Genomic DNA, 22,122 nt, shown 5'->3' on the forward strand with positions numbered 1-22,122 from the left:
GAGTGACTCCAACAGCTAACAGTAAATGGTAATCTTATCAGACTGAATAAGAAGAGCCGTGTGACGGGAGACTGTCACGCACGGTTCTGGGAGAGGCTTGAGCTGAAATGCTCAGGCCTACTCGACTCAAATTGCATCTATCACCCCCATCTGTCATTAAATATCACCCTGTCATACAACAATTTAACCCTAAAAAATGAGGGATGACAGATCAAATTCGAGAAAATCATACCGTATGGAAGTTAATGCTTCAACATTTCAAATATTTCGGTTAAAAGTTTAACTCTGGTTGTTTCCCCTGCACCGACAGATAATTTCCGTCCTGCCAGTAAACTCCATTGCTTGATGGTTTCGGCATCCACAGGATCATTCAGGCGGGCTTCCCAATCGGGTAAATAACCGCGTAATCCCATAGCCTGAACCAATACAAAGTGAGGATTGTCCGGCAACACGTCCTTGTAATAAATCAACGTTGCATGCTGCAGGAGTAACTCTGTTTGAAGCAGATTGATGTCTACATTTCTTACTTTAACATCCTTATCTATTGCCACAGAGGCGGCAATACCTGCAGCCTGCCCCATTGCCATCCAACAAGGCTCCATGCGAAGCGTAGAAAAACCGATATGAGACCCGGAAACAGGTACAGGCAACAGAAGGTTATCAACACTTTTGGGAACTATAACACCATAGGATACCGTATAAACCGCCGTTGGATAACTTAAAAAACCATCCAAATGAATTCTCCCCTTCTCTCTTTTCAGTACGGCGTGGGAATCCAACGCGTAATGACTTGCTGTTATGCTATTGGCATAGACGGGAGGACGACTTCCGGCACTAACCGGAACAGCATCCTTCGCTGTAAAAAAATGAAGACCTTCAAACCGTCTGCCTTCACGCACATATACCTGTCTTGGAAAATTTCCGTTATCAGCATATTCGTCTTTAGCTAATCCCCATTTTAAAGCCTCCTTTCTAAAATGAGAAGGCAGCTCCGCATCATTCTGTGCAAACCAAATCAGACCAAGGGTATATTCCTTCAAACGCTGTGCATAACGGTCTCTCCATTCCCAGCTTGCTGTAGGCCATGGCCAGTTCTCTTCCGGAAGATCTGTAGAAATAAAGGCCCGGTGTTGATTATTCGCATCCGTTTTACTATTTGGGACCGATACCATGTTTGTTATTTTATGGATACCCCACACATCCCCCGGTAATTGGGTTGGTTGCCCCTTGAGGATTAACATCCGGTTTTTATCCATCATTTCCGATGTTACCTGCATCATGTCTACCTGCGTATTTCGTCCCGTAAACACATCCTCAATAAGTGATACATATTCGCTTCTGTTATAGTTTGCCGGCTTCTGTACGGTAGTTTTATTGGACGCATTATTGGTCAGACATAACCGGTAATTATAAGCCTGCACGGCATTATCAGGCTGAAAAGTAGTACCCTGTGCTTCGGGACCACCCCAGAATTTATAGATCTTACCTGTACCAGGTTCATTAAACTCATCTTTTCCTTCTCTGCCAATCCGAAACGGAACGTTGGCAGCAGCCCCTAAATCGCCTTCGTAGGTGGCATCCAGAAATACAGAAGCACTATACTCCTCAACAACGTTGGTCAACCTGTTCAATACTCTGATACATTGAATCCGGTCATTGTACATATCCAGATTTACCGGATCAGAATCAAACTGACGCATCGTAAGAACCGTTATCTTACTTTTGTATTCGTCCAACATCTCATTAAAGACCTTAGTCGCTACAGATGGTTCAAAGTGATATCCGTCACTGCAATCCTTTACTTGTTGCGAATCTTTTCCATAGGTTTGTACATAATGATCTTTAATCCGGTTTACAAATTCAAGGAATAATCCGGTTGTAGCCATTCGCGTCGCAATATCTGTCGCGCCCAGCCCATTGGCCGGAAGTCCTCCTATATAGGCGGTCCTTTCCAGAATAACAGAACTTTTGCCCATTCTGGCTGCGGCGATAGCTGCCGTAATTCCTCCCGGATTACCACCCACAATAACCAGGTCGTATTTGTTTTGTGCCGACAGATTAAAACTGAATAAAAAAATTAGTAAGAAATATACTATCTGTTTCATATCAATCCGGATTAAATTAACTGTTTAAAATCTCATTCGCATAGCGGGCATAATGTCCCTGTAAACCTTCGGCATATTTTTTCAGTATCTTCTCTCCCATTCCATCTTGATCGCCACAACCATACAATGCCCGGGCAAGATGCAGCTCCTTGAGCGCCCTGTTACGGGTACTTACATCGTCCGATCCCGGAACTACCCGGTTCCGGGCATCTTTTAAGTTGGCTATGTGATGGTACCTGATACCCGGTTTGGAAAGCAATTCGGCCAATACAGCGACTGCCTCTCCGGAGCGGATCGATTCAGTAGCCAAAGCAATAGCCCTAAAGTGAGAGAAATAGTCATCCGGCTCCAGCAATCGGGCCTTTTCCAGAATAACAGGAAGTGATGAGGTCTGTTTCGCTTTTCCCAAGGCGATGATAAGGGCATCGAGCGTGCTCATACTCATACCAAACTGCCCCATACCCGTATAATGCCATCCTTTATCCCATTGCGGGTAAGACTTGATTTTATCTTCCAACAAAGTAACATGACTGCTTTCGCCTAAGATACAAAGTATGCTTGCATATTTCACCTTAGCCTCGGCATCGGAGCATAGTGAAAGCTGTTTGTTTACCAATGGGATACATCGTTTGGTGTCGGTAAGCAGCTTTTCCAATCCTTTAAAATCATCGGGAATACTTTGTGCTGCAAGCTCCATCTCCTTATTGGAAAAACCTTTGAACTCCTTGTCGGTTAATACCCTTTGGGGTAAATTACCTATACCGACCAGATGACGTTGCACTTTCTTGAAGTCGACTTTCCGGACCGTCTTATTCTCTTTTGCGGCCAATGCGGCCAGATAACCTACGGCATACCCCTGATTCTGCAGGCACGATTGCATACGGATCACTGGCATGGCATCCCGATGTGCGCTGGCACCTAATCCGGTAGTAAGAATGCCGTCCAACCCTGACGGAAGCAGACTACGCAACGGAACATCTGCTTCGTAAATGGTATGACGGGCCAAAGGCGGACTTAAAATAAAAAAGGGGTCAACAATCATCCCATGGGTATCGAAGGAGCTTTTATGATATGAAATGGTATCCGGATAACGACGATGATTAAGCACATCGTAAACAGATACGATATGGTCGCCAATAACACGTCGGCGCTCTCTGGTTTGAGGAAGTTTTACAATATCGTATGCTCCCTCGTTCTTAACCTTGGCCTGTACAAACATACGAGTTACGTCAAGCATATCCGAATCATCGATAAAAGCCCAGTCGTTGTTATTGTAATAGTCGGTCGGAGAGATATGAGACAATCCCGCACCCTGTACGGCAATACTTCTTTTTCCGGTATATTCGAATGGAGCCCCTGCAGCAATGGCAATATCAGCACTACCTGTACTGTCGATAACCGTACGGCACAAGATAACACCTCTGCCCAAAGGGGTAGCTACCACCACTCCGGTAATCACATTATTCTTTATCACTGCGCCACATCCAATGGCGCCGAACCAGATTTCGCCTCCGGCACGGCGTATTTCCCGGCGATACCACTCCTGCTTCCAATCGGAGTTGTAATCGTTTTTCCAGTTCTTTTGCTGACGGGGATGATCCTCTGGCGCCATATTCTTTACCCCCAAATCTATTTCGGAAGAGAACCCATCCCGGTATCCATCCCAATAGCGGCCTATCAATCCGAGCGTTCCCATACCTCCTAATCCGTGCAGTTGTTCAATAACCAATGTTCTGGCACCCTGACGGGACGCAGCTATACCGGCAGGAGCACCCACAGTTCCTCCGCCTAAGATAACAACGTCGTAAGTACCCAATACAGGCAATGCTCCCCTTTCCGATTGGGCAAATCCAAAACGCATCGAAGGCCGAAGCGGATTAAGCAATTCGCCCACCAGACCATAATCCGATGCCATGGCATTACTTTGTACCGTGTGCAGTTCTGATGGCATTGAAGTATCTGCTAACCGGGCCGCAACCAATTCACCCATAATATCTCCCAGCAGCAATGCGTTAACCGGTCGCATCAGTACCTCGGCAATCTTACGATCGGCATCCAGCGAAGGTCCCAGAATCCAGATATTTTTCTTGTTTTGAGGGGTAAAGGCTTGCAGCGGAATATCCCGTACAGATGTAAATGTATTAGTATAGGATTGCTGACCAATAATTTTCTGTTGCGGCACATACCACAGCAGATCGGAACTATCTCCCTGATCTGCGTCCCAGGTGATATCCCGGATCTTCTGCTCAACCTCCATAAGCGATGCATAAGTGTCACTTTTCAGTTCATGTTCAAACGCATAGTTTACAACCGGGAACTCCTTCCCCTTGGCTTTCATCTTATATGGTAAAAGTTCGGCCGACAGAAGTTCGGGAGCTTTTTTGATCGAGTTACCCACAACAGTAAATTCAAAACGTTGTTTGCCCGTAACAAACGGAGAGAATTGCAGTCCGAACATACGTACAGCTACAGCCGTTAAAGTTGCATCGATCACTCCTTTGCAGGCAACCGCCTGCCGTCCGGATCGATTGGCAAAGACCACACCGGCTGCTGCATGGTTGTTATCCTGAAGCACATTGGTTAAGAAGCAATTATATAGAAAAACAACATCATTGTCTATCAGTTCGTTTTCGAGGATTTGCTTAACATGCAACGGCGTTGGCTCCTTCTTTTGCACAAAGATTTTTTGAGAAAGAGCCGTCACCGGTTTTTCGTCCTTCTTAAGATGGTATTGAAACGAACCGCAAATATCGTCACCCAGATACGAAAGCGGGGTAAAAAGGAAAACCTTTCTTCCCGCTTTGGCTGCAGCAGTCGCCGCAGCCACTGCTGCCGAGCTTCCACCAACCACAACCAGATCGACCTCGGCTATAACAGGTATTTTCTTTTCTGATTCATAACAATAAGCCGGATCGGGCACAATAGTCTTCACTGCTGCTTTTGCTTCCGGCATATCTCCCAACGTAGCCAAAGCCCCGCCAGCTGCCGCTACCTTAATAAAATCTCTTCGTGTTATCATTTCAATTCGTATTATTTCTTAGGTATTAGTAATATAGCATCGGCAAATAACGGTCCGTTTGTCTTTTTTCCGTTTATTACCACCGATGATCCGGATCCTTTTTCGAATGAATATGTACCCAGACTAGCCCACGCTCCTTTTGTTGTCTTTGGTTTGACAAAGACTGTGCTGTTTCCGTTTGCGTGAACAATATCAATCCCCATTTCATCAGCCAGTAAATCATCACCAAGCGAAGTACAGTACATCATGACTTCATAACTTCCTTTCTCTTTTATTATTGGCTTGAAGGTAAAAGAATCTGCGCTTTTAAGATTTTCAGAATACAAGTAGCTGTTTTTATAATGAGCACCATAACTTTTACGCCAACTTCCACTCTTACTAATTTTATCGATATCATTCTCATCAATCAGTAATTCGGGTAAAGTTCCATCAAGATAAGGATTATCTTTTAATATTTTACGTAGCTTGGTAACATTTACATCTTGTACAGCAGATTGTTGATCTATGGCCATTGCTGCGGCAACTGCAGCCGACTGCCCCAAAACCATGAAGACTGGCTCCATACGGATTGATCCGAATGCTATATGTGTTGAAGATACACAAACAGGAACCAGTAAATTGACACACTCTGTTTTCTTGGGTGTTATGCTTTTGTATGAAATAGGATAGGGCGAAAACCCATGATACTGTACGTCTCCTTCATTTTTAACCATACCATTTACAACAATGCGCTGGCAATTATGTGAGTCCATACCATATGCAGCCATACCAATACCATCTCCAACCGTTTCTTCTCCCTGACAGTTACTCTGCGTCATAACATATTCTCCGTTTAAACGTCTGGCTTCGCGTACATACAGTTGTGTAGGGAAATTATCATTATCAACAAATTCGTCTTTAGCCCATCCAAACTCTTGCACCTGTTGCTTCAATTTCTCAGGTATTTTAGGATCATGTGTAAGGAAATAAAGCAAACCTTTCGTATAATCTACATGTTCCTTCCAAATTTTTTCTCGTACAGTATAATCACCCTCCGGATATTCGTAATTCATTCCGATCATGTCGGTCGATAATGGTCCACGATTATTTACATCATATTTGTTTTCTGGCATAGTACCCCAGTTAATCAACAAATAATTATCAATATGTAAATCCATCTTTTTAACAGCCCTTGCCAACAGTTCATACTTGGCAGGATCGTAATTATCCGGTTTTTCGAAAGGTCGTTGATTCTCTTTGTTATTAGTGAGACATAATCTAAAATTATAAGCTTGTATCAATTTATCTCCACTTCCGGTTTCTTTTAACAGGTTGTTGCTTATCCCCCAACAGTATCCGCTACCGGGATCTCCTTCATTTACATAAGGATCCACACCATCAGGAAATTGATGCCAATAAGACATTTGTACTCCATTTAATGTTTCATCAAATTCTTCATTCGATTCTCTTCCAACAAAATAAGATACATTGGCTTTTGCCATGAGATCTCCTTCATACGTACAATCAATAAACTGTTTTGCACGTATTTGCATTAATGGTTTACCTTTAGGATCTTTAGAATCTTCCAACGTAATTGACTGGATCCTTCTTTCCTCAACTTTTGCATTTACAATACGCTTTAGGTAAAGAACATCCAGATTGGCATCATTTACAAACCTTGTTATCTCCTGCATAGCTACACTGGGAGGAAAAGTCCATTGTTCAAACTTATTATAATGAGTTCCTATACGACGGTAGAAAAGTCGGGATAACCCAGTTACTGCATATTTATTGCCAATATCTGTAGAGCCTAGTCCACCCGTAGTCATCCCACCCAAATATTTCCCGGGTTCAATCAAAACAACCGATTTACCCATCTTTTTGGCAGAATATGCAGCGATTACACCCGAAGCAGTTCCTCCATATACACAAATATCTACCTCTCTTGGGTTTTGTATTTCTTGTCCGTTAATTTGGATTACAATAAGAAATGACAGAATTAATAATATATATTTTTTCATAGATTGTCAATATTAATTAGCAAATAAGGGAAGAGATTCCGACTCTTCCCTTATTTATAAACATTATTCGTAATTCGGATTCTGCGTTAACGAAGGATTTGTCTGTCTCTCTATATATGGAATAGGCCAAACATAATCTCTTGCCGGATTAAATGTTCTTTTATCAACCACACGCATTTTAAAATCGGCTGATTCTCCTTGATTTGCTACTGGAATATTTTCATAAAAAGCATTACCATAAGCATCGATTCGAGGGGCTCTGTCCGGATATGACTTTTTCATTCTTCCTAATAAAGGTTGATTCATAACCACTTCAGCGATTTTCCATCTGCGTATATCAAACAACCGAAGTCCCTCTCCGGACAATTCATATTTTCGCTCTTTACATACAGCATAGAACAGTTGTGTTGGATCTGTAGTCGTTACAGGCGGCATCTTTACAGATGGGCGGTTACGAACCTTGTTAATCGCTTCCAGAACAGATGCATCGATCTGTCCGGCCTTAATTTTAGCTTCCGCATAAGTAAGCAATACCTCTGCATATCTTATAAGAATCGTATTCATCTCGCAATCATTTATTGCAAGGCGATCTTCTACATTTGCATATTTCCGCCAACATAACCCTGTAAAAGTTGCATATGCATGTGTTGCTTCCAAATTGTTAACACGTGTGTTGGTAAGATAATTCCAACACTTTAAACTGTCGCCATGTGTTTCAAACTGATATCCTAAAAAGACCGATCCGGGAACAGCCAATGTATATCCTAGTCGGGGATCTCTGTTTTTATATGGATCTTTCGGATTAAAAAGAGGTGATTTATCAATTGGCAGTCCATCTGTACACTCCCAAGAATCGGCCAATTGATAGGCTGGTTTCTTGTTTGTATGTGCCAAAGCATTACGGGATCCGAACAATCGGTATAAAGCATGAACATTTGTACCAACTAGATACTGAACAGAGAATATAACCTCTTTGGAGTTCTGACCTTCATTACGGAACAACGTGGCATAATTATCCTCCAGCTTATATAATGAACCCTCCATAGCCATTACCTCCGATGAGGCTGAAATGGCATCTGTCCAACGCTCATTATATAGGGCTGTTCTTGCCTTAATGGCCAAAGCAGCACCCTTTGATGCCCTTCCCGATGTTGGATTATTGGTAGCAGGAAGAACAGCTGCCGCCTCCGTCAGTTCTTTAATGATAAAGTCTGCAACCTGAGATTTGGATGTACGGGGCTGATTTGAATCTGCGAGCGACTGTACTTGTGTTATTAATGGAACATCTCCATACAATTCGATGAGGTATGAATAAAACAATGCTCTTAAAAAGCGTGCCTCGGCCTTAATCTGGGCAAATGTAGCTGGATCTACATTGGCTTCTCCCCGATTCATATTTTGCAGTAAATAGTTACATTTTGCAATACCACTATAAAAACCGGTCCAGTAACTCAACGCAATCCCGTTAGTAGCATCGGCAGAACCTTGTCCTAATGACTGTAATGCATTGGTGTTTCTATCATACCCGATATCCGAAGCCTCATCCAGAGCCAAAAAGAAGGTCATAGATTCATGGTTAAGCCATAGTGCAGAATAGCATCCGGCAAGAGCCATCTGCATTTCAGTTTCTGTTGCTAGAAACGTTTGATCCGAAGGAGTATTTAGCGGCAATTTATCAAGGTAACCTTCACATGAAGATAAACCTAACATGATTGCAGTAAGATATATAAGTAATCTTTTCATTGTATTCAATTTTATCAGATGAACATTTAAAATCTAACGTCTAATCCAAAACTTATAGTTTTCATTTGTGGATAATATCCACCATTACCAACCGGAGCCTCAACATCAAAACCATTCCAGAAATTATCCAGAGTAAGAAGGTTATCTGCACTGATATAAAAGCGCAAATGAGATATAAAAGCCTTATTGGCTAGCTTTTGGGGAACTGTGTAACCCAATTGTATATTCTTCAAACGTACATAAGCAGCATTTTTCATCCAAAAAGAAGAATTCTGCATGTTGTTGGTTTCATTAAAAGCCAATCTTGGGAATTTTGCATTCCGATTGTCTTCTCTCCAGTTGTCTTTATGCTGTTCCTGAACTGAACCTCCTTCTACAAAAGTCTGAATTCCTTGTCCGTATAGATACCCGTTAGCTTTACCTACACCTTGGAATAGAAGACTTAGATCAACCCCCTTATAATCACCGTACATAGACAGGCCAAATGTGTATCTGGGAATAGTTCCTCCAATAATTACACGGTCTGATGTATTGATAACACCATCAGCTTTATCTGCTATTCCATCTCCATCTGTGTCTATCGTTAGTTGATCTTTGTACTTTATATCTCCAGGACCAAAGTTTCCGTACTGTGTGGCATACAGATATTTCCCGTTTGCATCGTAATCTTCAGGAACAATATACCCCTCAGCTTCCAGTCCGAAAAGAGAAAACATCTCCTCACCTTCGCGACTTACAGTGAGCCCGGTCTCATTAATACCCTTCAAATCAAGAATTTTATTTTTAACATCGGATAAATTAAAAGCTAATTTATAGTTAAAATCACCGATACTATTAGCATAATTAATGCCAAGATCCCATCCGCGGTTTTCTACCTTACCAGCATTTTGTTGTGGCGCACTCATCCCGATGGTAAGAGGAACATTTAACTTTAAGAGTATATCGTCCGTTACTTTATAAAAATAATCGGCTGTAAAGTTCAACTTTCCTAACAAAGTCAGATCCAGTCCAAGGTCTGTAACAGTTGTTGTTTCCCAGGTTATAAGAGAGTTGGCCAGACTGGTTATTCCTGCCCCAGAAGTAACACTTTTGTTAAAAACATATTTAAGATTAAGATCAACATCGGAAGAAAATGGATAATTATCTCCGATATTTTGGTTACCTAACTGCCCCCATGATCCTCGGATTTTGAAATTATCGACAACATTCTTTAGTGGTTCCCAAAAAGCCTCTTCAGAAATTCTCCATCCGGCTGAGAACGAAGGGAAAATACCCCACTTTTGACCATCTGCAAATTTAGAAGATCCGTCGTATCGCATATTGGCTTCAAAAAGATACCTTTCTTTATAGTCGTAGTTTATGCGTCCGAACAATGACTGCAATGCCCATTCCGAAGCCCATCCATACGCTTTCTGATTATCTTCTCCTCCTGCGCTTAATACTGGGTAATCTGGAAATGCAAAGTTTTCTCTATATCCGCTATGTCCGTCATTTCTAAAATCGTCCTGTTGATAACCCAACATTACCTTTAAGCCATGATTACCATAGGTTTTATCGAAAGTCACCGAAGCTGTAAGCAGATTTCTTAACGATCTGTTAGTTTCATCAGTTAATGAACTTTTTTGAGGAGCCCTATAGTATGGTGTACCATCATATTTATATGTTTGCACCATTTTACTAAAAGATGTATTATGGGTTTCATAGTAATTAGGAGAATAATTCCCATGAATTGTAAGCCAATCTGTTGGTTTATAATCTAATGAAAAATTAAGGACTGCGGATGGACTATTAACTTTTTGTAATCCGCCATCATTAGTGAAAGCAATCGGGTTGTCTCCGTTCCAACCTTCTCCCCACTGACCTGTCGACAACCGGCCGGCTTGAATTGCCGGAATTCTGCTCATCCAGTGAAAAGCATCTCCTCTGGAAGGAGCTGTTCTTTTCGTCATCGCTACATGCGCATCTATTCGGGCAGAAAACTGTTTGGATATGTCCATGTCAGTATTCATACGAAAAGTATAACGCTTAAAATTAGAATTTTCAATTATTCCGTTTTGATCCAAATAACCTATATTGGCAGAAGTTCTTATTCGTTTTGATCCTCCGCTTAAAGTTACAAAATGATTTTGAATCAAACCGTTGTTTGTTAAAGTCTCATTTATCCAGTCCGTATCAGGGTATCTATCGGGATTAATACTCATATTTTCTGCATACTCCTGTAAGTAGGCATCCGAATAAAGTGGTGATTTACCTATATTTGTATACGCTTGATTAGTCATCTTCATATGATCCAATGCCCCAACCATATCTGGTAGATCTATGGCACTCTGGAAACCGGCATAACCACTATAAGATACTGAAAATTTATCTGCCTCAGCACGTTTAGTAGTTATCAGTATTACACCGTTTGCAGCACGAGATCCGTATATTGCTGAAGATGCTGCATCTTTCAATACAGATACAGATTCAATAAGAGAAGCATCAATATTATTAATTCCCATTTCAACTCCATCGACCAGTATCAGGGCATCATTATTTCCGAGTGTTGTTTTACCCCGGATACTGATTGTTCCACCGTCGGCTCCGGGCTGACCACTTCTTTGAGTTATTGACACACCCGGAACAAGACCTTGAAGGGCGAGAGAAGTCTGCCCTACCTGTCTTTTTCCCATCTCTTCAGTTGAAACAGAAGCTACTGAACCCGTAAGGTTTGCTTTTTTCTGGGTTCCATAACCAACAACGACAATTTCTTCCAGAGCTTTTGTATCTTCTGTTAGTTGAACCTGGTATGTAGTATTATCTCCAACTACAATCTCCTTATCCTGAAAACCAATATAAGAAAATACAAGCGTTGATTTCGCTTGAACCTGAAGAGCAAAGTTTCCATCCAAATCAGTAATAGTTCCATTGGTTGTTCCTTTTTCAACAACATTAGCACCGATAATCGGATCTCCATTATCATCCTTAACAACACCGGTAATCCTTTTTCTACTTTGTTGGTTTATTTCATTTTCATCTAACAGATAAAGTGCGATGTGTTTTCCTGCTATTTTATATCCAATAGATTGGTCTGTAAATAAAACTTCTAAAACAGAAGCAAGAGATTTATTACTTAGGTTTATATTTACAGATTTGTTTACATCTAATTCGTTTACATTGTATACAAATGAGTATCCAGATTGCTTTTCTATCTGCTGCAATGCATTTTGTATTGTGCCATTCTGAATTGAAAGACTAACCGTGGCTAAGTTTTGTCCTTCCGAAGTACCAAATATACTTCCTGTACACAAAAGCAGAAGTACTAATATTATTCGCATGCGTATTAATATTCTTTTTATTGATTGAGGAGATAATAGTTTCTCCACCAAGCACTTTTGATTACAATAAAGTGCGTTGGTCCAATGATTTTTCATATTTTTGTATTTCTAATAGGTTGTTTACTTTGGTAGTTGGTAGCTACCGTTAAATTAAATGACTTTTGCATTAGTTCTGATTGGGAATGTTGGTAGCATTCCCAATTCTTTTTTATTAAGACGAATTCATTGTTTAATGAGATTTAAGGTTGAACAATATTATTTTATATAAATTTCTCCTTTCTTTTTTGTGTAAGAATAGTGTGCGGATATCTGAAGAATCGATAATATTTCATCTAATGTTTCTCTTTCTTTAAATTGAGCGGTAAGCCGTACCTGTTTCAATTTGTCATTTTCAAGATGAATCTTAACATTAAATGCTCGTTCAAGGGAACACATAATTTCTTCAACAGTATTTTCTTCAAATATAAATATTCCACTAACCCACGATTGATATGAATCAGCGTGCACATTTTTGACTTCTATATGATTATCCGATTTACGATATATTGCTTGCTGATCAGGTTTCAGAATTAAGTCCGATTTGGACGAATCATTATTTTCTTTATAGATAGAAACGGACCCACTAAGTAAAGTTGTTTCAATTACACCGGAGCAATAATCGGAAAACACATTAAACTTTGTACCCAGAACTTGTATTTTTAAACCGTTAGATTTAACAATAAACGGTTTATGAACATCTCGTTTCACATCAAATAATACTTCTCCAACAATATCAACCTCCCTTGTCATAGAAATAAACTTCTGCGGATATCTAATAGTTGAATTACTATTTAGCCAAACTATTGTACTATCTGGAAGTATAACTTTAGTTTTACTGCCAGAAATAGCCATTACCTCCAGAATAGGAATTGTTTCATCCTTCTTTTCTGATATAAAATACATAGCAAACGAAGCAAATAATGCAACAGACGCTGCAACTGCCCAATATTTCCAAAAACGCGAAACTCCTGTTTTTATGTACGATATATTATCCTGCAAAATACGTTGTTGTACTTTCATGAAAAGAGCTTCCGAATCTGTCTCTACTGATTTAAAATGTATTTTATCAAAACACTTGTTTATATCCATTTTTTCGTCATTTACATATAAAGATGACACTATACATAGAAAACCCTATGTCAACCTTTCATTTTTTATTATTTTTTTTGTTCATATTTTATACGCATATTTGTCTCCGAAACGACTTTGTTAATATATTATTCATTTCTATCTGAATAAAACCATATGGAGCTCTTGAAGAAAATTATTGAAGGAGATGAAGATGCTTTCAGAAGATTATTTGATATGTATTATCAAAGGCTATTTCATGTAGCTCTTTATTTTATGAAAAACAGACAATCGGCTGAAGAAGTGGTTGCTGATGTATTTTTTATCATTTGGAAGAGGAAAGAAAGATTAGGTGAAATTGAAGATCTTTCAAACTATTTATATACTTCCGTCAAAAACCAGGCACTTCAATACCTAAAGAGAAACATTTATAAAGAAGACAACACAGATCTTTACTCTATAGAATATATTGCTGATGAAACCAATCCAGAAGTACAACTTCTTAGCGATGAATGTCAAACACTAATTCAGGAAGCTATTAATTCTTTGCCTCCAAAATGTAAAGAGGTATTTCGATTGATTTTATCAGACAAACTTACACACAAGCAAATAGCAGCTTTATTAGATATTTCAGAAAAAACTGTTGAAGCCCATATTGCCAATGCGTATAAGAAAATATCTGCTTCTGTTAATAAAAAATACAGTAGCAAAAATTTGTTAGGACAGTTTTTTATTGTTTTTGTTTAAAAGCAATATACCTAATTTAGGTAATCGTATTAACAAAAGTTTTTTCTTCCGATTAAACCTTTTCGTTTTGTTTCTATCTTAGTTTAAAGATAATTGATTATTCACAGGTTTTAATTCTACTTATTTTGAAAAAGTCATTTCTTATTTTGCTTTTGTCTGCTTTCAGTTCAGTGTCTTTTGCCCAATCATCGGGTACAATTTCCGGACAAGTTGTAGATGAATTCAACAAGCCCATAGAACACGCTACAGTCGTTGTGTTAAATCTTCCTGATAGTTCGATGGCAAAAGGTGCCGTTACTTCTTCCAATGGAAACTTCAGCATCAATCAGATAAAAAATGGTAATTACGTAGTCAAATCATCCTATATCGGATATGTTGCAAACACAAAAAACATCCGTATAACATCTCAAAATAACAAACATACGTTGGGGGTTATAAAACTGTCGACCGACAATGTTTTACTGGATGGTGTAACTGTGGTAGGAAAGGCTGCCGAAATGGTGATCAGGAATGATACGGTAGAATATAATCCGGAGGCTTTCAAAACACAAGAGAATGCCGTGGTTGAAGATTTATTAAAAAAATTGCCGGGTGTTGAAGTAGCAAGCGATGGAAAGATAACCGCCGGAGGAAAACAGGTAAAGAAAATCCTAGTAGACGGTAAAGAGTTTTTTGCTGATGATCCAACCATGGCTACAAAAAATCTTACGGCAGACATGATTGATAAACTTCAGGTTGTGGAACGTAAATCGGAGATGGAACGGCTTACAGGAATAAGCGATGGTGAAGAGGAAACGATTATCAATCTGCAGATTAAACCCGAACGGAAAAAGGGGTGGTTGGGTAACTTCGGTGCCGGTGTTGGAAATAAAGACCGATACGAAGGAAACGGTATGTTCAACCGTTTTGTAGGTAATAACGTCTATTCGGTTATCGGTAATGTGGGCAATACCAATTCCGGACGAGGTGGAAACCGTAGTTACGGTGGAGGAAATGGAAATACCGAAGCCGGATCTCTCAATTTCTCTGTAGGTACAGAAACCAGTCCCAAGCTTAAGATTGAGGGAAGCGGACAGTATTCGTTCCGGAATACGGACGCCGAATCCAAAAGTTACACCGAAACATTTCTGAGTAATTCATCTCAGTTCTCCGACAGAAATTCATTCAACCTTTCTGAAACAGACGATTTCAATACAGAGTTTCGTCTGGAATGGAAACCCGACGAATATAATACATTCCGTTTCAAACCCAGAGCAGGCTATTCCAAATCGAACTCTTTTTCGCAAAGCGACAACAACACCTATACGGAAGCAGGAAATCCGGAAGATTTCCTGAATAAAAGTAATTCTAAGTCGTCTTCAGAATCCTCTTCACAAAGTGGAGGAATGGACGTGGACTATAGCCATTCTTTTAAAAACAAGCCCGGCAGAAGGTTTAACCTGAGTGTAAGCGGAACGGTGGGCGAAAATGAATCGGAATCGTTTTCACGCTCTACCGCCATATACACCATCAATCCTGATGCGAACAATACAGACCTTATCCGCAGGGTTGAAAATATCACATCGTCTTATAATTACCGGGTGTATGCCTCATACGTAGAGCCGGTGTTTACCAACCGGTTTCTGCAGTTATCATACTCTTATAGGTTTAACAACAGAGAAAGCGATAAAAAGACCTATGCTCGTAAATCGGAAGAGGATCTGATCGGTGAATTGGATGAAAGCATCAGTCTGACCAACAACTTTGAAAACGACAATATCCGTCAGCAGATCCAGGCAAGCTTCCGTACCGTAAGAGAAAAATACGAATATCAGCTTGGCGTGAATATCGAACCTCAGAAATCAACCAGCAGGCGTTCATATCTTGTGGAATCGGAAAATAAGGTATTAAGCCGATCGGTTACAAACTGGGCTCCCACTGCAAGGTTTCAGTATAATTTCTCCAGAGAAAAGAATCTGCGTATAAACTACCGGACCAATACCTCTCAACCCGATCTCAGTCAGCTTGACGAAACCATAGATGATTCAAATCCCAGCAACATCCGGTATGGAAATGCCGGACTGAAACCCAGTTTCAGTCAGTCGCTGGAAGTTCGCCTACAGTTGATGGAACGCAAGTCGCAGCGGTCAATCATGGCAAGTCTGGAAGGTAGCACCACAAACAACAGCATTGTTTCGAAAGTAATTTATGCCGAGGATGGCTCTGGTAAAAGAGAGACTACTTACGACAATGTGAACGGGGTTTGGAATACATCGGCATTTCTGATGACCAACCTTCCTTTTTCAACCAAATTCCGGTTTAATTCATTTACCAGATTCAGCTTTAACAACCACGTGGGCTACACATCCGACCGGTTGGCTACAATCCCGACCAAGAATATCACAAAGAATTCCATATTGAATCAGAATCTGGGCATACGGTTTATTACACCGGTAATCGAACTGGCAACCAACGGCTCTATCGGGTACAACGGTGTTCGAAGTACTGCCAAGACCAGCAGCAACCAGGATGTATTTACCTACCGTGTAAACGGCAATGTTACTTTGTTTCTGCCACTCAGTATTTCTCTTTCAAGTAATATAGGTTATCAAACCAGTTCTGGATATTCCGCCGGATACAGTCAGAATCAGACAATATGGAATGCCAATATACAGAAATCAGTATTGAAAAATGCCGGAATGATTGCCTTCCGTATCTACGATATCCTCCAACAAAGACAAAACATAAGCCGTTCTGTGTCAGAAACGGCCATCACTGAATCTATCAACAACAGCCTTACAAGCTACTTCCTTGCGTCGTTCACCTACCGATTCAACCTTTTTGGAGGAAAAGGAGGAAACATGCCGGGCGAGAGACCCGAAGGTATGAGAGATGGCATGCGTGAAAGAAGATTCGACAGAGGCGGACAAGGACATGGCCGGTGGTAATTTTGGGAAATTAAAGGCTGATAGTTGACAATAAAAGAAATAAAAGATGTAGTTTCGCATGTTTTTCGTTTAACGTTTTTAAATTATATCATGGAAAATACTTCAACTAAGGCAGTATACCCCAAGGGGCTTATACGATATGCCGTGCTTTCTTTTTATCTTGCCCAGGGGCTGTGCTTCTCTAGTTGGGCAAGCCGTATTCCGGATATCAAGGATTTATTTGCAGTCGACTATGCCTTTTACTGGGGACTGATTTTGTTTCTGATTCCTGTGGGAAAATTTACCGCTATTCCTTTGGCCGGCTATCTGGTTACAAATCTGGGAAGCCGTATTATGGTACAGATAAGCATCCTTGGATATGCACTTTCTCTTTTTGCCATCGGATCAGTATCCAATGTATATCTGCTCGGCCTCTTCTTATTCTGTTTCGGTGTTTGCTGGAACTTATGCGATATTTCACTTAATACACAAGGTATCGGTATTGAGAAACTGTATGGAAGAACAATCATGGCCTCCTTTCATGGAGGATGGAGTCTTGCTGCCTGTTTAGGGGCCTTGATTGGTTTTATCATGATTGTGTGGGAAGTTGCCCCTTTCTGGCATTTTACTATCATCACTGCGATCATTACATGCATTGTTTTGATCAGCCGGAAATATTTACAGGATGACGTGGAAGCAGAAGTAAAAGATACTAAAGAACCGGTGGCCGATAAGATGAGCTTTATACGAAAACCCGAAAAACTGCTTATTCAGTTGGGTATTGTGGGCTTATTTGCATTAATTGTAGAAAGTGCCATGTTCGACTGGAGCGGACTATATTTTGAGTCGGTATTGAAAGTTCCGAAATCCCTCCAAATTGGATTCCTTGTATTTATGGTGATGATGACGGTAGGAAGATTCCTTACCAACTATGCTTATAGTGTGTTGGGAAAACAGCGTGTATTGCAAGTAGCTGGAGCACTTATCTTTGCCGGTTTCATGGTTTCGGCCCTGTTTGGCGGACTATTTGAATCGATGATCGTAACGGTTGTGGTTAATTCGCTTGGATTTATGCTGGTAGGTCTGGGTATTTCGTGCATGGTACCTACCATTTACAGTCTGGTTGGAGCTAAATCAAAAACACCGGTAAGCATTGCTCTTACCATTCTTTCAAGTATCAGCTTTATCGGATCGTTGGTTGCTCCGCTGCTTATCGGGGCTATCTCGCAGGCATTCAACATGAAATATGCCTATATGGTGGTTGGATTATTGGGGCTTTGCATCTTACTGATGACCAGCTTCAGCAAGGCATTCAAGATTGAAGAATCTACAAAATAATATACTTTTATTGAAAACAAAGAATGCCTGAACTATTAAAGTTCAGGCATTTTTTGTTCTGCTGTTTCAAGGCAGTGTTCTATATCTTCTTTAGTTCCTTTAAACGGTCCCAGACATTCAATCTTAAGCGTCGACATGGCTGCAGCAAAACGTCCGGCTTCTTCAATTCCTGCCCCTTTGGCACGTTTATACAAATAGCCGGTCATATAGGTATCCCCGCATCCGGTAGCATCCACCACCTCTTTGGGTTTATAGGCCGGAATCTTATGGAAAGTGGTACCATCATAAATTACAGACCCCATGCTACCAAGGGTGATCAACACCTCTTTAACACCCCAATCATAAAGTTGTTTTGCGGCCATCGCCACATCATCGTAACCGGTAAGCACCTCCATTTCGTGTTCATTAGCCTTCAGAAAATGAATGTATTTAAGCGCCTCCTTCTTTTCGGTCCAATCCACAGCATACACGTTCTGCTCCCTAACCTCCCTCAGATAACCTTGTGAGTCGACCGAAACTAGTCCTTTTTGAGATAAAAACCGGATAACATCCAGTGAGAAGTCGTCTGCCAACAAGCTACCTAAATGATAAATACGGGCATCTATATCCTCCAGATAATCAACCGTGAAGGGATCAGCTTTAGCTAAAACCCGTTGTGTACGGTTATCCTGATTTTCTCCGTATATATTTTCAAAATAAACCGAATGCTTACTGGGCATTACCTTTACATCGATACCTTTCGACTGTAAATCATTAGCAACAGCCATTTCCGATTCGGCTATGGCTGTTACCAATGTATAATTTATATCCTTGAGATTTCTTATGGCATGTGAGAAATAAAAAGAGGTACCTCCAGGCATGTGGACGGTATTCTTCGGTGTCACAACTTTATCCAAAGTGATGTGGCCAACGCAACAAAGATCATGCATAGTTACAATTCTTATTTTATTGATTGATGCAAAAGTAAAAATAAATATCCGTTGTCAAATAAGAATTAGATAATAATAATACTACACTACAATCAGGAATTGAAACGATGATTATCCCTAAAGGCCCCCGGAGTAAAACTGGTATGAAGTATAAAATACTTGTTGAAATTTGTCACTTCGTCAAATCCCAGATCAATACTGACCTCTCTTACGGAAGCATCGCTGCTTGCCAACATTCTTTTGGCTTCCAGCACCACCCGTTTGATCAGATATTTTTTGGGAGTTATTTCGATGTCGTTCTTCAATTGCCTTGTCAAAGTCTTCTCACAGACATTTAACATATGCATATAAAACTCTGTGTGCTTCAACGTATGGAAATTCTTTTCAACCGCATTACAGAAACGACGGGTCAGATTATCACTTAGGCTATAACGAACTGCTGGCTGACCTGCTTCGAGGATACGTTCGGCTTCAAATAGCAAGGTACGTAGGTATCCATATACAATCTGTGTCTGAAAATTATCTGCCTCGTTTTTCAACTCTGCTTCAGCAAGAGAAAAGATCTTTTCTACTTTTTCTATGTCCAGCTTCACTTTCTGGTTCGGACTATCCGGATTCAACAGTTCGGCAACTTGTTGAAAATTATCATCAAGTTCCGTTTGCTTAAAAAATGCATCCGAAAACAGTATTTTCTTGCCGTTAAAAGATGCATTAGTGTTCATTCTGTAAACCTGACCTATATAAATAACAAGAAGTTCACCGGCTTTAATTGTAACTTCATTAAAATCTATATCAAAAATAGCTTCACCTTCGGATACCCAAATCAGTTGATAAGAAGTTGCTCTCAATGGTCTTGTGTAAATAAGTGATTTCGCCTTCGCATCTGCCAGGTTTTGAATCTCCAACTCTAAAGGTAGGTTTTTCATAATTTTACTTAGTTAGTTAGCTTTATAATTTATAGTAAACGAAGATACAACAAGTATTCGGTATAAAAAAAAGAAAAGGAGCTTGTACACATGAAAGCAGCTGGTTTGTTATCCTAAGCTATACATTTGTTATCCAGATAGAAATACTATATTACAACAAGGTTTATTTGTATAAATAATTAACACAATTTAATTGTATTTACAATGTAAATAACTATTCGTTTCGTAGATTTGTCTTTAAACCGTAATACAGCCCACCATGAACAAACTTATTTGGCTTCTCTGTTGCATTGCATTTACAGCCAACGCTCAAAAAAACTCCTTACGTGAACTAATCAACAGGAAACAATTTGAAGAGGTTCTGTCGCAGACCAAACTGTTGACCTCATCCGATTCAACACATGCAGAAACCATGTATTCAATAGGTGAAGCTTATGAAGGGCTGCTCAAATATAAAGATGCCTTTCGTACTTATAAAATTTGCTATGCGCTGGATTCATTAAACAGGGATTTCCTGTATGCCATGGCCCGTACAGCTACAAATCTGGGTAAAGTTTCGGAGGCAAAGAGTAGCTATGGAAAGATTCTGGCCATGGATAGTACCAACTTTTATGCCAGCTACCAGCTGGCCCGACTCCATTATCAATTGGACGAATTGAAGGATGCTATGCAAATTTACTCCAGGTTGCTTGATAAAGATCCGGATAACAGTGCCCTTTGGCGAAGCATGGGCGATTGTTATACGCGTACCAGACAAAATGAAATCGCTACCCTATCGTATTTTAAAGCCTATTCGCTAAACCGCGAAAATGGTAGTCTGGCCAATACACTTATAAATACGTTGCTTCGGCTGGGAGGTAAGGATGCTGCAGATGCATTAGCTATATGCGATACGGCTTTGTTCTACAATCCGGGAAACATACAGCTACGTCAGAGTAAAGGAATGGCTCTGTATACAAATAAACAATATGCAGCGGCAGATTCAGTTTATACCGCATTGATGGCCGAAGGAGATTCTTCCTATACAACCGTTTCTTATACCGGAGTGTCAAGATATAACGCCGGATTGTTTCTTGCATCTATCGAACCTCTGGAGCTTGCTTATCAAATGGATACGACCAGTGCCGAAATTTGTCTTTTACTCGGATCATCACTGGGAAAAACGTACGACAGGGAAAGAGCTTTTGTCTTTTTCGACAAAGCCGAGAAAGCCATGCAACCAAGCGAACTTCTTGTGAATCAGTTACTGTTGTTCCGTGCAGATATACATATGAAAGCACGGAATTTCGAGGAATCATCCAGGCTATACTATCAAGCCTACCAAAGAAATAAAAAACAAATTGATTATCTGGCTCAGATTGCATTTATGTATTCAGCTAAAAATAATGAAAGCTACCGTACTGAAGAAGAAAAGCAGAGGGGACTATTTATCCATTATTACTATGCATCGGAAATGCTGAAAAACGGACCAAACACCGGACAGTTGCGTTACCTTACCAATCTCTTGCAATCCTTCCATCAGGAATTATTCTTTAAAGGAATAAAGGAACTTCCCATGTTGGCTCCGGATGGAAAAAAATCTATGCTAAGTGCCGATGATCTGCAGGCTGTGATTAAAGCCCTTGAGATAAAAAACAAAGAATCAAAAAGCGATAACAACAAAAACGAAGCTCTATAGGTTAATAATAAAGAGATTAGTAAATCTATTTATCACATTTAAATTATAGAATTATGGGATTTCTTTGGTATATCATTATCGGAATAGTTGCCGGTTTTGCCGCCGGTAAGATTATGAGAGGAGGAGGTTTCGGATTAGTGGTTAATCTGGTACTCGGTATTATCGGAGGTGTACTTGGAGGCTGGCTATTCAGTATATTGGGAATCGGTGTAAATGATAACAGCATTATTGGAAGTTTGATAACCTCGACAGCCGGTGCTATCGTTCTACTCTGGGCAGTTTCTCTCTTTAAAAAGTAAAAGAGTTG

13 protein-coding genes are annotated in these 22,122 nt (G+C 40.2%); 5 read left to right on the forward strand and 8 right to left on the reverse strand.

Going from position 1 to position 22,122, the window contains the following annotated elements; all coding sequences use genetic code 11:
* Positions 1-242: 242 nt before the first annotated feature.
* The 6 genes from AB7E53_RS02375 to AB7E53_RS02400 form a co-directional block, all read right to left on the reverse strand.
* On the reverse strand, positions 243-2,105 hold the full coding sequence (locus tag AB7E53_RS02375; RefSeq protein WP_446773960.1) for an FAD-dependent oxidoreductase: 1,863 nt from the start codon (positions 2,103-2,105) through the stop codon (positions 243-245).
* 16 nt (positions 2,106-2,121) lie between these two features.
* Positions 2,122-5,124, reverse strand: coding sequence for an FAD-dependent oxidoreductase (locus tag AB7E53_RS02380; protein WP_446773962.1), 3,003 nt, complete (start codon positions 5,122-5,124; stop codon positions 2,122-2,124).
* Between the two features lie 11 nt (positions 5,125-5,135).
* Positions 5,136-7,124, reverse strand: coding sequence for an FAD-dependent oxidoreductase (locus AB7E53_RS02385; protein WP_446773964.1), 1,989 nt, complete (start codon positions 7,122-7,124; stop codon positions 5,136-5,138).
* Between the two features lie 63 nt (positions 7,125-7,187).
* Positions 7,188-8,867: a RagB/SusD family nutrient uptake outer membrane protein gene (locus tag AB7E53_RS02390; protein WP_079684053.1), complete on the reverse strand. Its 1,680-nt coding sequence runs from the start codon at positions 8,865-8,867 to the stop codon at positions 7,188-7,190.
* Positions 8,868-8,893: 26 nt separating this feature from the next.
* A complete protein-coding gene (locus tag AB7E53_RS02395) occupies positions 8,894-12,184 on the reverse strand; it encodes a TonB-dependent receptor (protein ID WP_446773966.1) in 3,291 nt (1,096 codons plus the stop codon).
* A 255-nt stretch (positions 12,185-12,439) separates the two neighbouring features.
* Complete coding sequence (locus tag AB7E53_RS02400; protein WP_446773968.1) at positions 12,440-13,312, reverse strand: FecR family protein; 873 nt, start codon at positions 13,310-13,312, stop codon at positions 12,440-12,442.
* Positions 13,313-13,468: 156 nt separating this feature from the next.
* On the opposite strand from AB7E53_RS02400, the gene AB7E53_RS02405 reads away from it, so the two are divergent.
* From AB7E53_RS02405 to AB7E53_RS02415, 3 genes are all read left to right on the forward strand, one after another.
* Positions 13,469-14,038, forward strand: a complete 570-nt coding sequence (locus AB7E53_RS02405) for an RNA polymerase sigma-70 factor (RefSeq protein WP_079684056.1) — start codon at positions 13,469-13,471, stop codon at positions 14,036-14,038.
* A 125-nt stretch (positions 14,039-14,163) separates the two neighbouring features.
* A complete protein-coding gene (locus AB7E53_RS02410; RefSeq protein ID WP_446773970.1) occupies positions 14,164-16,965 on the forward strand; it encodes an outer membrane beta-barrel protein in 2,802 nt (933 codons plus the stop codon).
* Between the two features lie 90 nt (positions 16,966-17,055).
* Positions 17,056-18,282: an MFS transporter gene (locus AB7E53_RS02415; RefSeq protein ID WP_446773971.1), complete on the forward strand. Its 1,227-nt coding sequence runs from the start codon at positions 17,056-17,058 to the stop codon at positions 18,280-18,282.
* 35 nt (positions 18,283-18,317) lie between these two features.
* Here the strand turns inward: AB7E53_RS02415 and AB7E53_RS02420 are convergent, their stop codons facing one another.
* Entirely contained in the window at positions 18,318-19,211 is an 894-nt protein-coding gene (locus AB7E53_RS02420; RefSeq protein ID WP_446773973.1) for a carbohydrate kinase family protein, read from the reverse strand.
* A 92-nt stretch (positions 19,212-19,303) separates the two neighbouring features.
* Positions 19,304-20,137, reverse strand: a complete 834-nt coding sequence (locus AB7E53_RS02425; protein WP_179399937.1) for a helix-turn-helix domain-containing protein — start codon at positions 20,135-20,137, stop codon at positions 19,304-19,306.
* Positions 20,138-20,396: 259 nt separating this feature from the next.
* On the opposite strand from AB7E53_RS02425, the gene AB7E53_RS02430 reads away from it, so the two are divergent.
* Positions 20,397-21,815 (forward strand): tetratricopeptide repeat protein, encoded by a 1,419-nt coding sequence (locus tag AB7E53_RS02430; protein ID WP_446773975.1) that lies wholly within the window; start codon positions 20,397-20,399, stop codon positions 21,813-21,815.
* 53 nt (positions 21,816-21,868) lie between these two features.
* Entirely contained in the window at positions 21,869-22,114 is a 246-nt protein-coding gene (locus tag AB7E53_RS02435; RefSeq protein WP_079684062.1) for a GlsB/YeaQ/YmgE family stress response membrane protein, read from the forward strand.
* The last annotated feature ends 8 nt before the right edge of the window (positions 22,115-22,122 follow it).

The sequence above is a fragment of the Macellibacteroides sp. genome (assembly GCF_050251695.1).
Taxonomy (GTDB): domain Bacteria; phylum Bacteroidota; class Bacteroidia; order Bacteroidales; family Tannerellaceae; genus Macellibacteroides; species Macellibacteroides fermentans.

What these genes read in the sequence shown, in the direction of transcription:
- AB7E53_RS02375 (WP_446773960.1), bottom strand. Translation starts at nt 2,105, where the DNA reads ATGAAACAGATAGTATATTTCTTACTAATTTTTTTATTCAGTTTTAAT.
- AB7E53_RS02380 (WP_446773962.1), bottom strand. Translation starts at nt 5,124, where the DNA reads ATGATAACACGAAGAGATTTTATTAAGGTAGCGGCAGCTGGCGGGGCT.
- AB7E53_RS02385 (WP_446773964.1), bottom strand. Translation starts at nt 7,124, where the DNA reads ATGAAAAAATATATATTATTAATTCTGTCATTTCTTATTGTAATCCAA.
- AB7E53_RS02390 (WP_079684053.1), bottom strand. Translation starts at nt 8,867, where the DNA reads ATGAAAAGATTACTTATATATCTTACTGCAATCATGTTAGGTTTATCT.
- AB7E53_RS02395 (WP_446773966.1), bottom strand. Translation starts at nt 12,184, where the DNA reads ATGCGAATAATATTAGTACTTCTGCTTTTGTGTACAGGAAGTATATTT.
- AB7E53_RS02400 (WP_446773968.1), bottom strand. Translation starts at nt 13,312, where the DNA reads ATGGATATAAACAAGTGTTTTGATAAAATACATTTTAAATCAGTAGAG.
- AB7E53_RS02405 (WP_079684056.1), top strand. Translation starts at nt 13,469, where the DNA reads ATGGAGCTCTTGAAGAAAATTATTGAAGGAGATGAAGATGCTTTCAGA.
- AB7E53_RS02415 (WP_446773971.1), top strand. Translation starts at nt 17,056, where the DNA reads ATGGAAAATACTTCAACTAAGGCAGTATACCCCAAGGGGCTTATACGA.
- AB7E53_RS02420 (WP_446773973.1), bottom strand. Translation starts at nt 19,211, where the DNA reads ATGCATGATCTTTGTTGCGTTGGCCACATCACTTTGGATAAAGTTGTG.
- AB7E53_RS02425 (WP_179399937.1), bottom strand. Translation starts at nt 20,137, where the DNA reads ATGAAAAACCTACCTTTAGAGTTGGAGATTCAAAACCTGGCAGATGCG.
- AB7E53_RS02430 (WP_446773975.1), top strand. Translation starts at nt 20,397, where the DNA reads ATGAACAAACTTATTTGGCTTCTCTGTTGCATTGCATTTACAGCCAAC.
- AB7E53_RS02435 (WP_079684062.1), top strand. Translation starts at nt 21,869, where the DNA reads ATGGGATTTCTTTGGTATATCATTATCGGAATAGTTGCCGGTTTTGCC.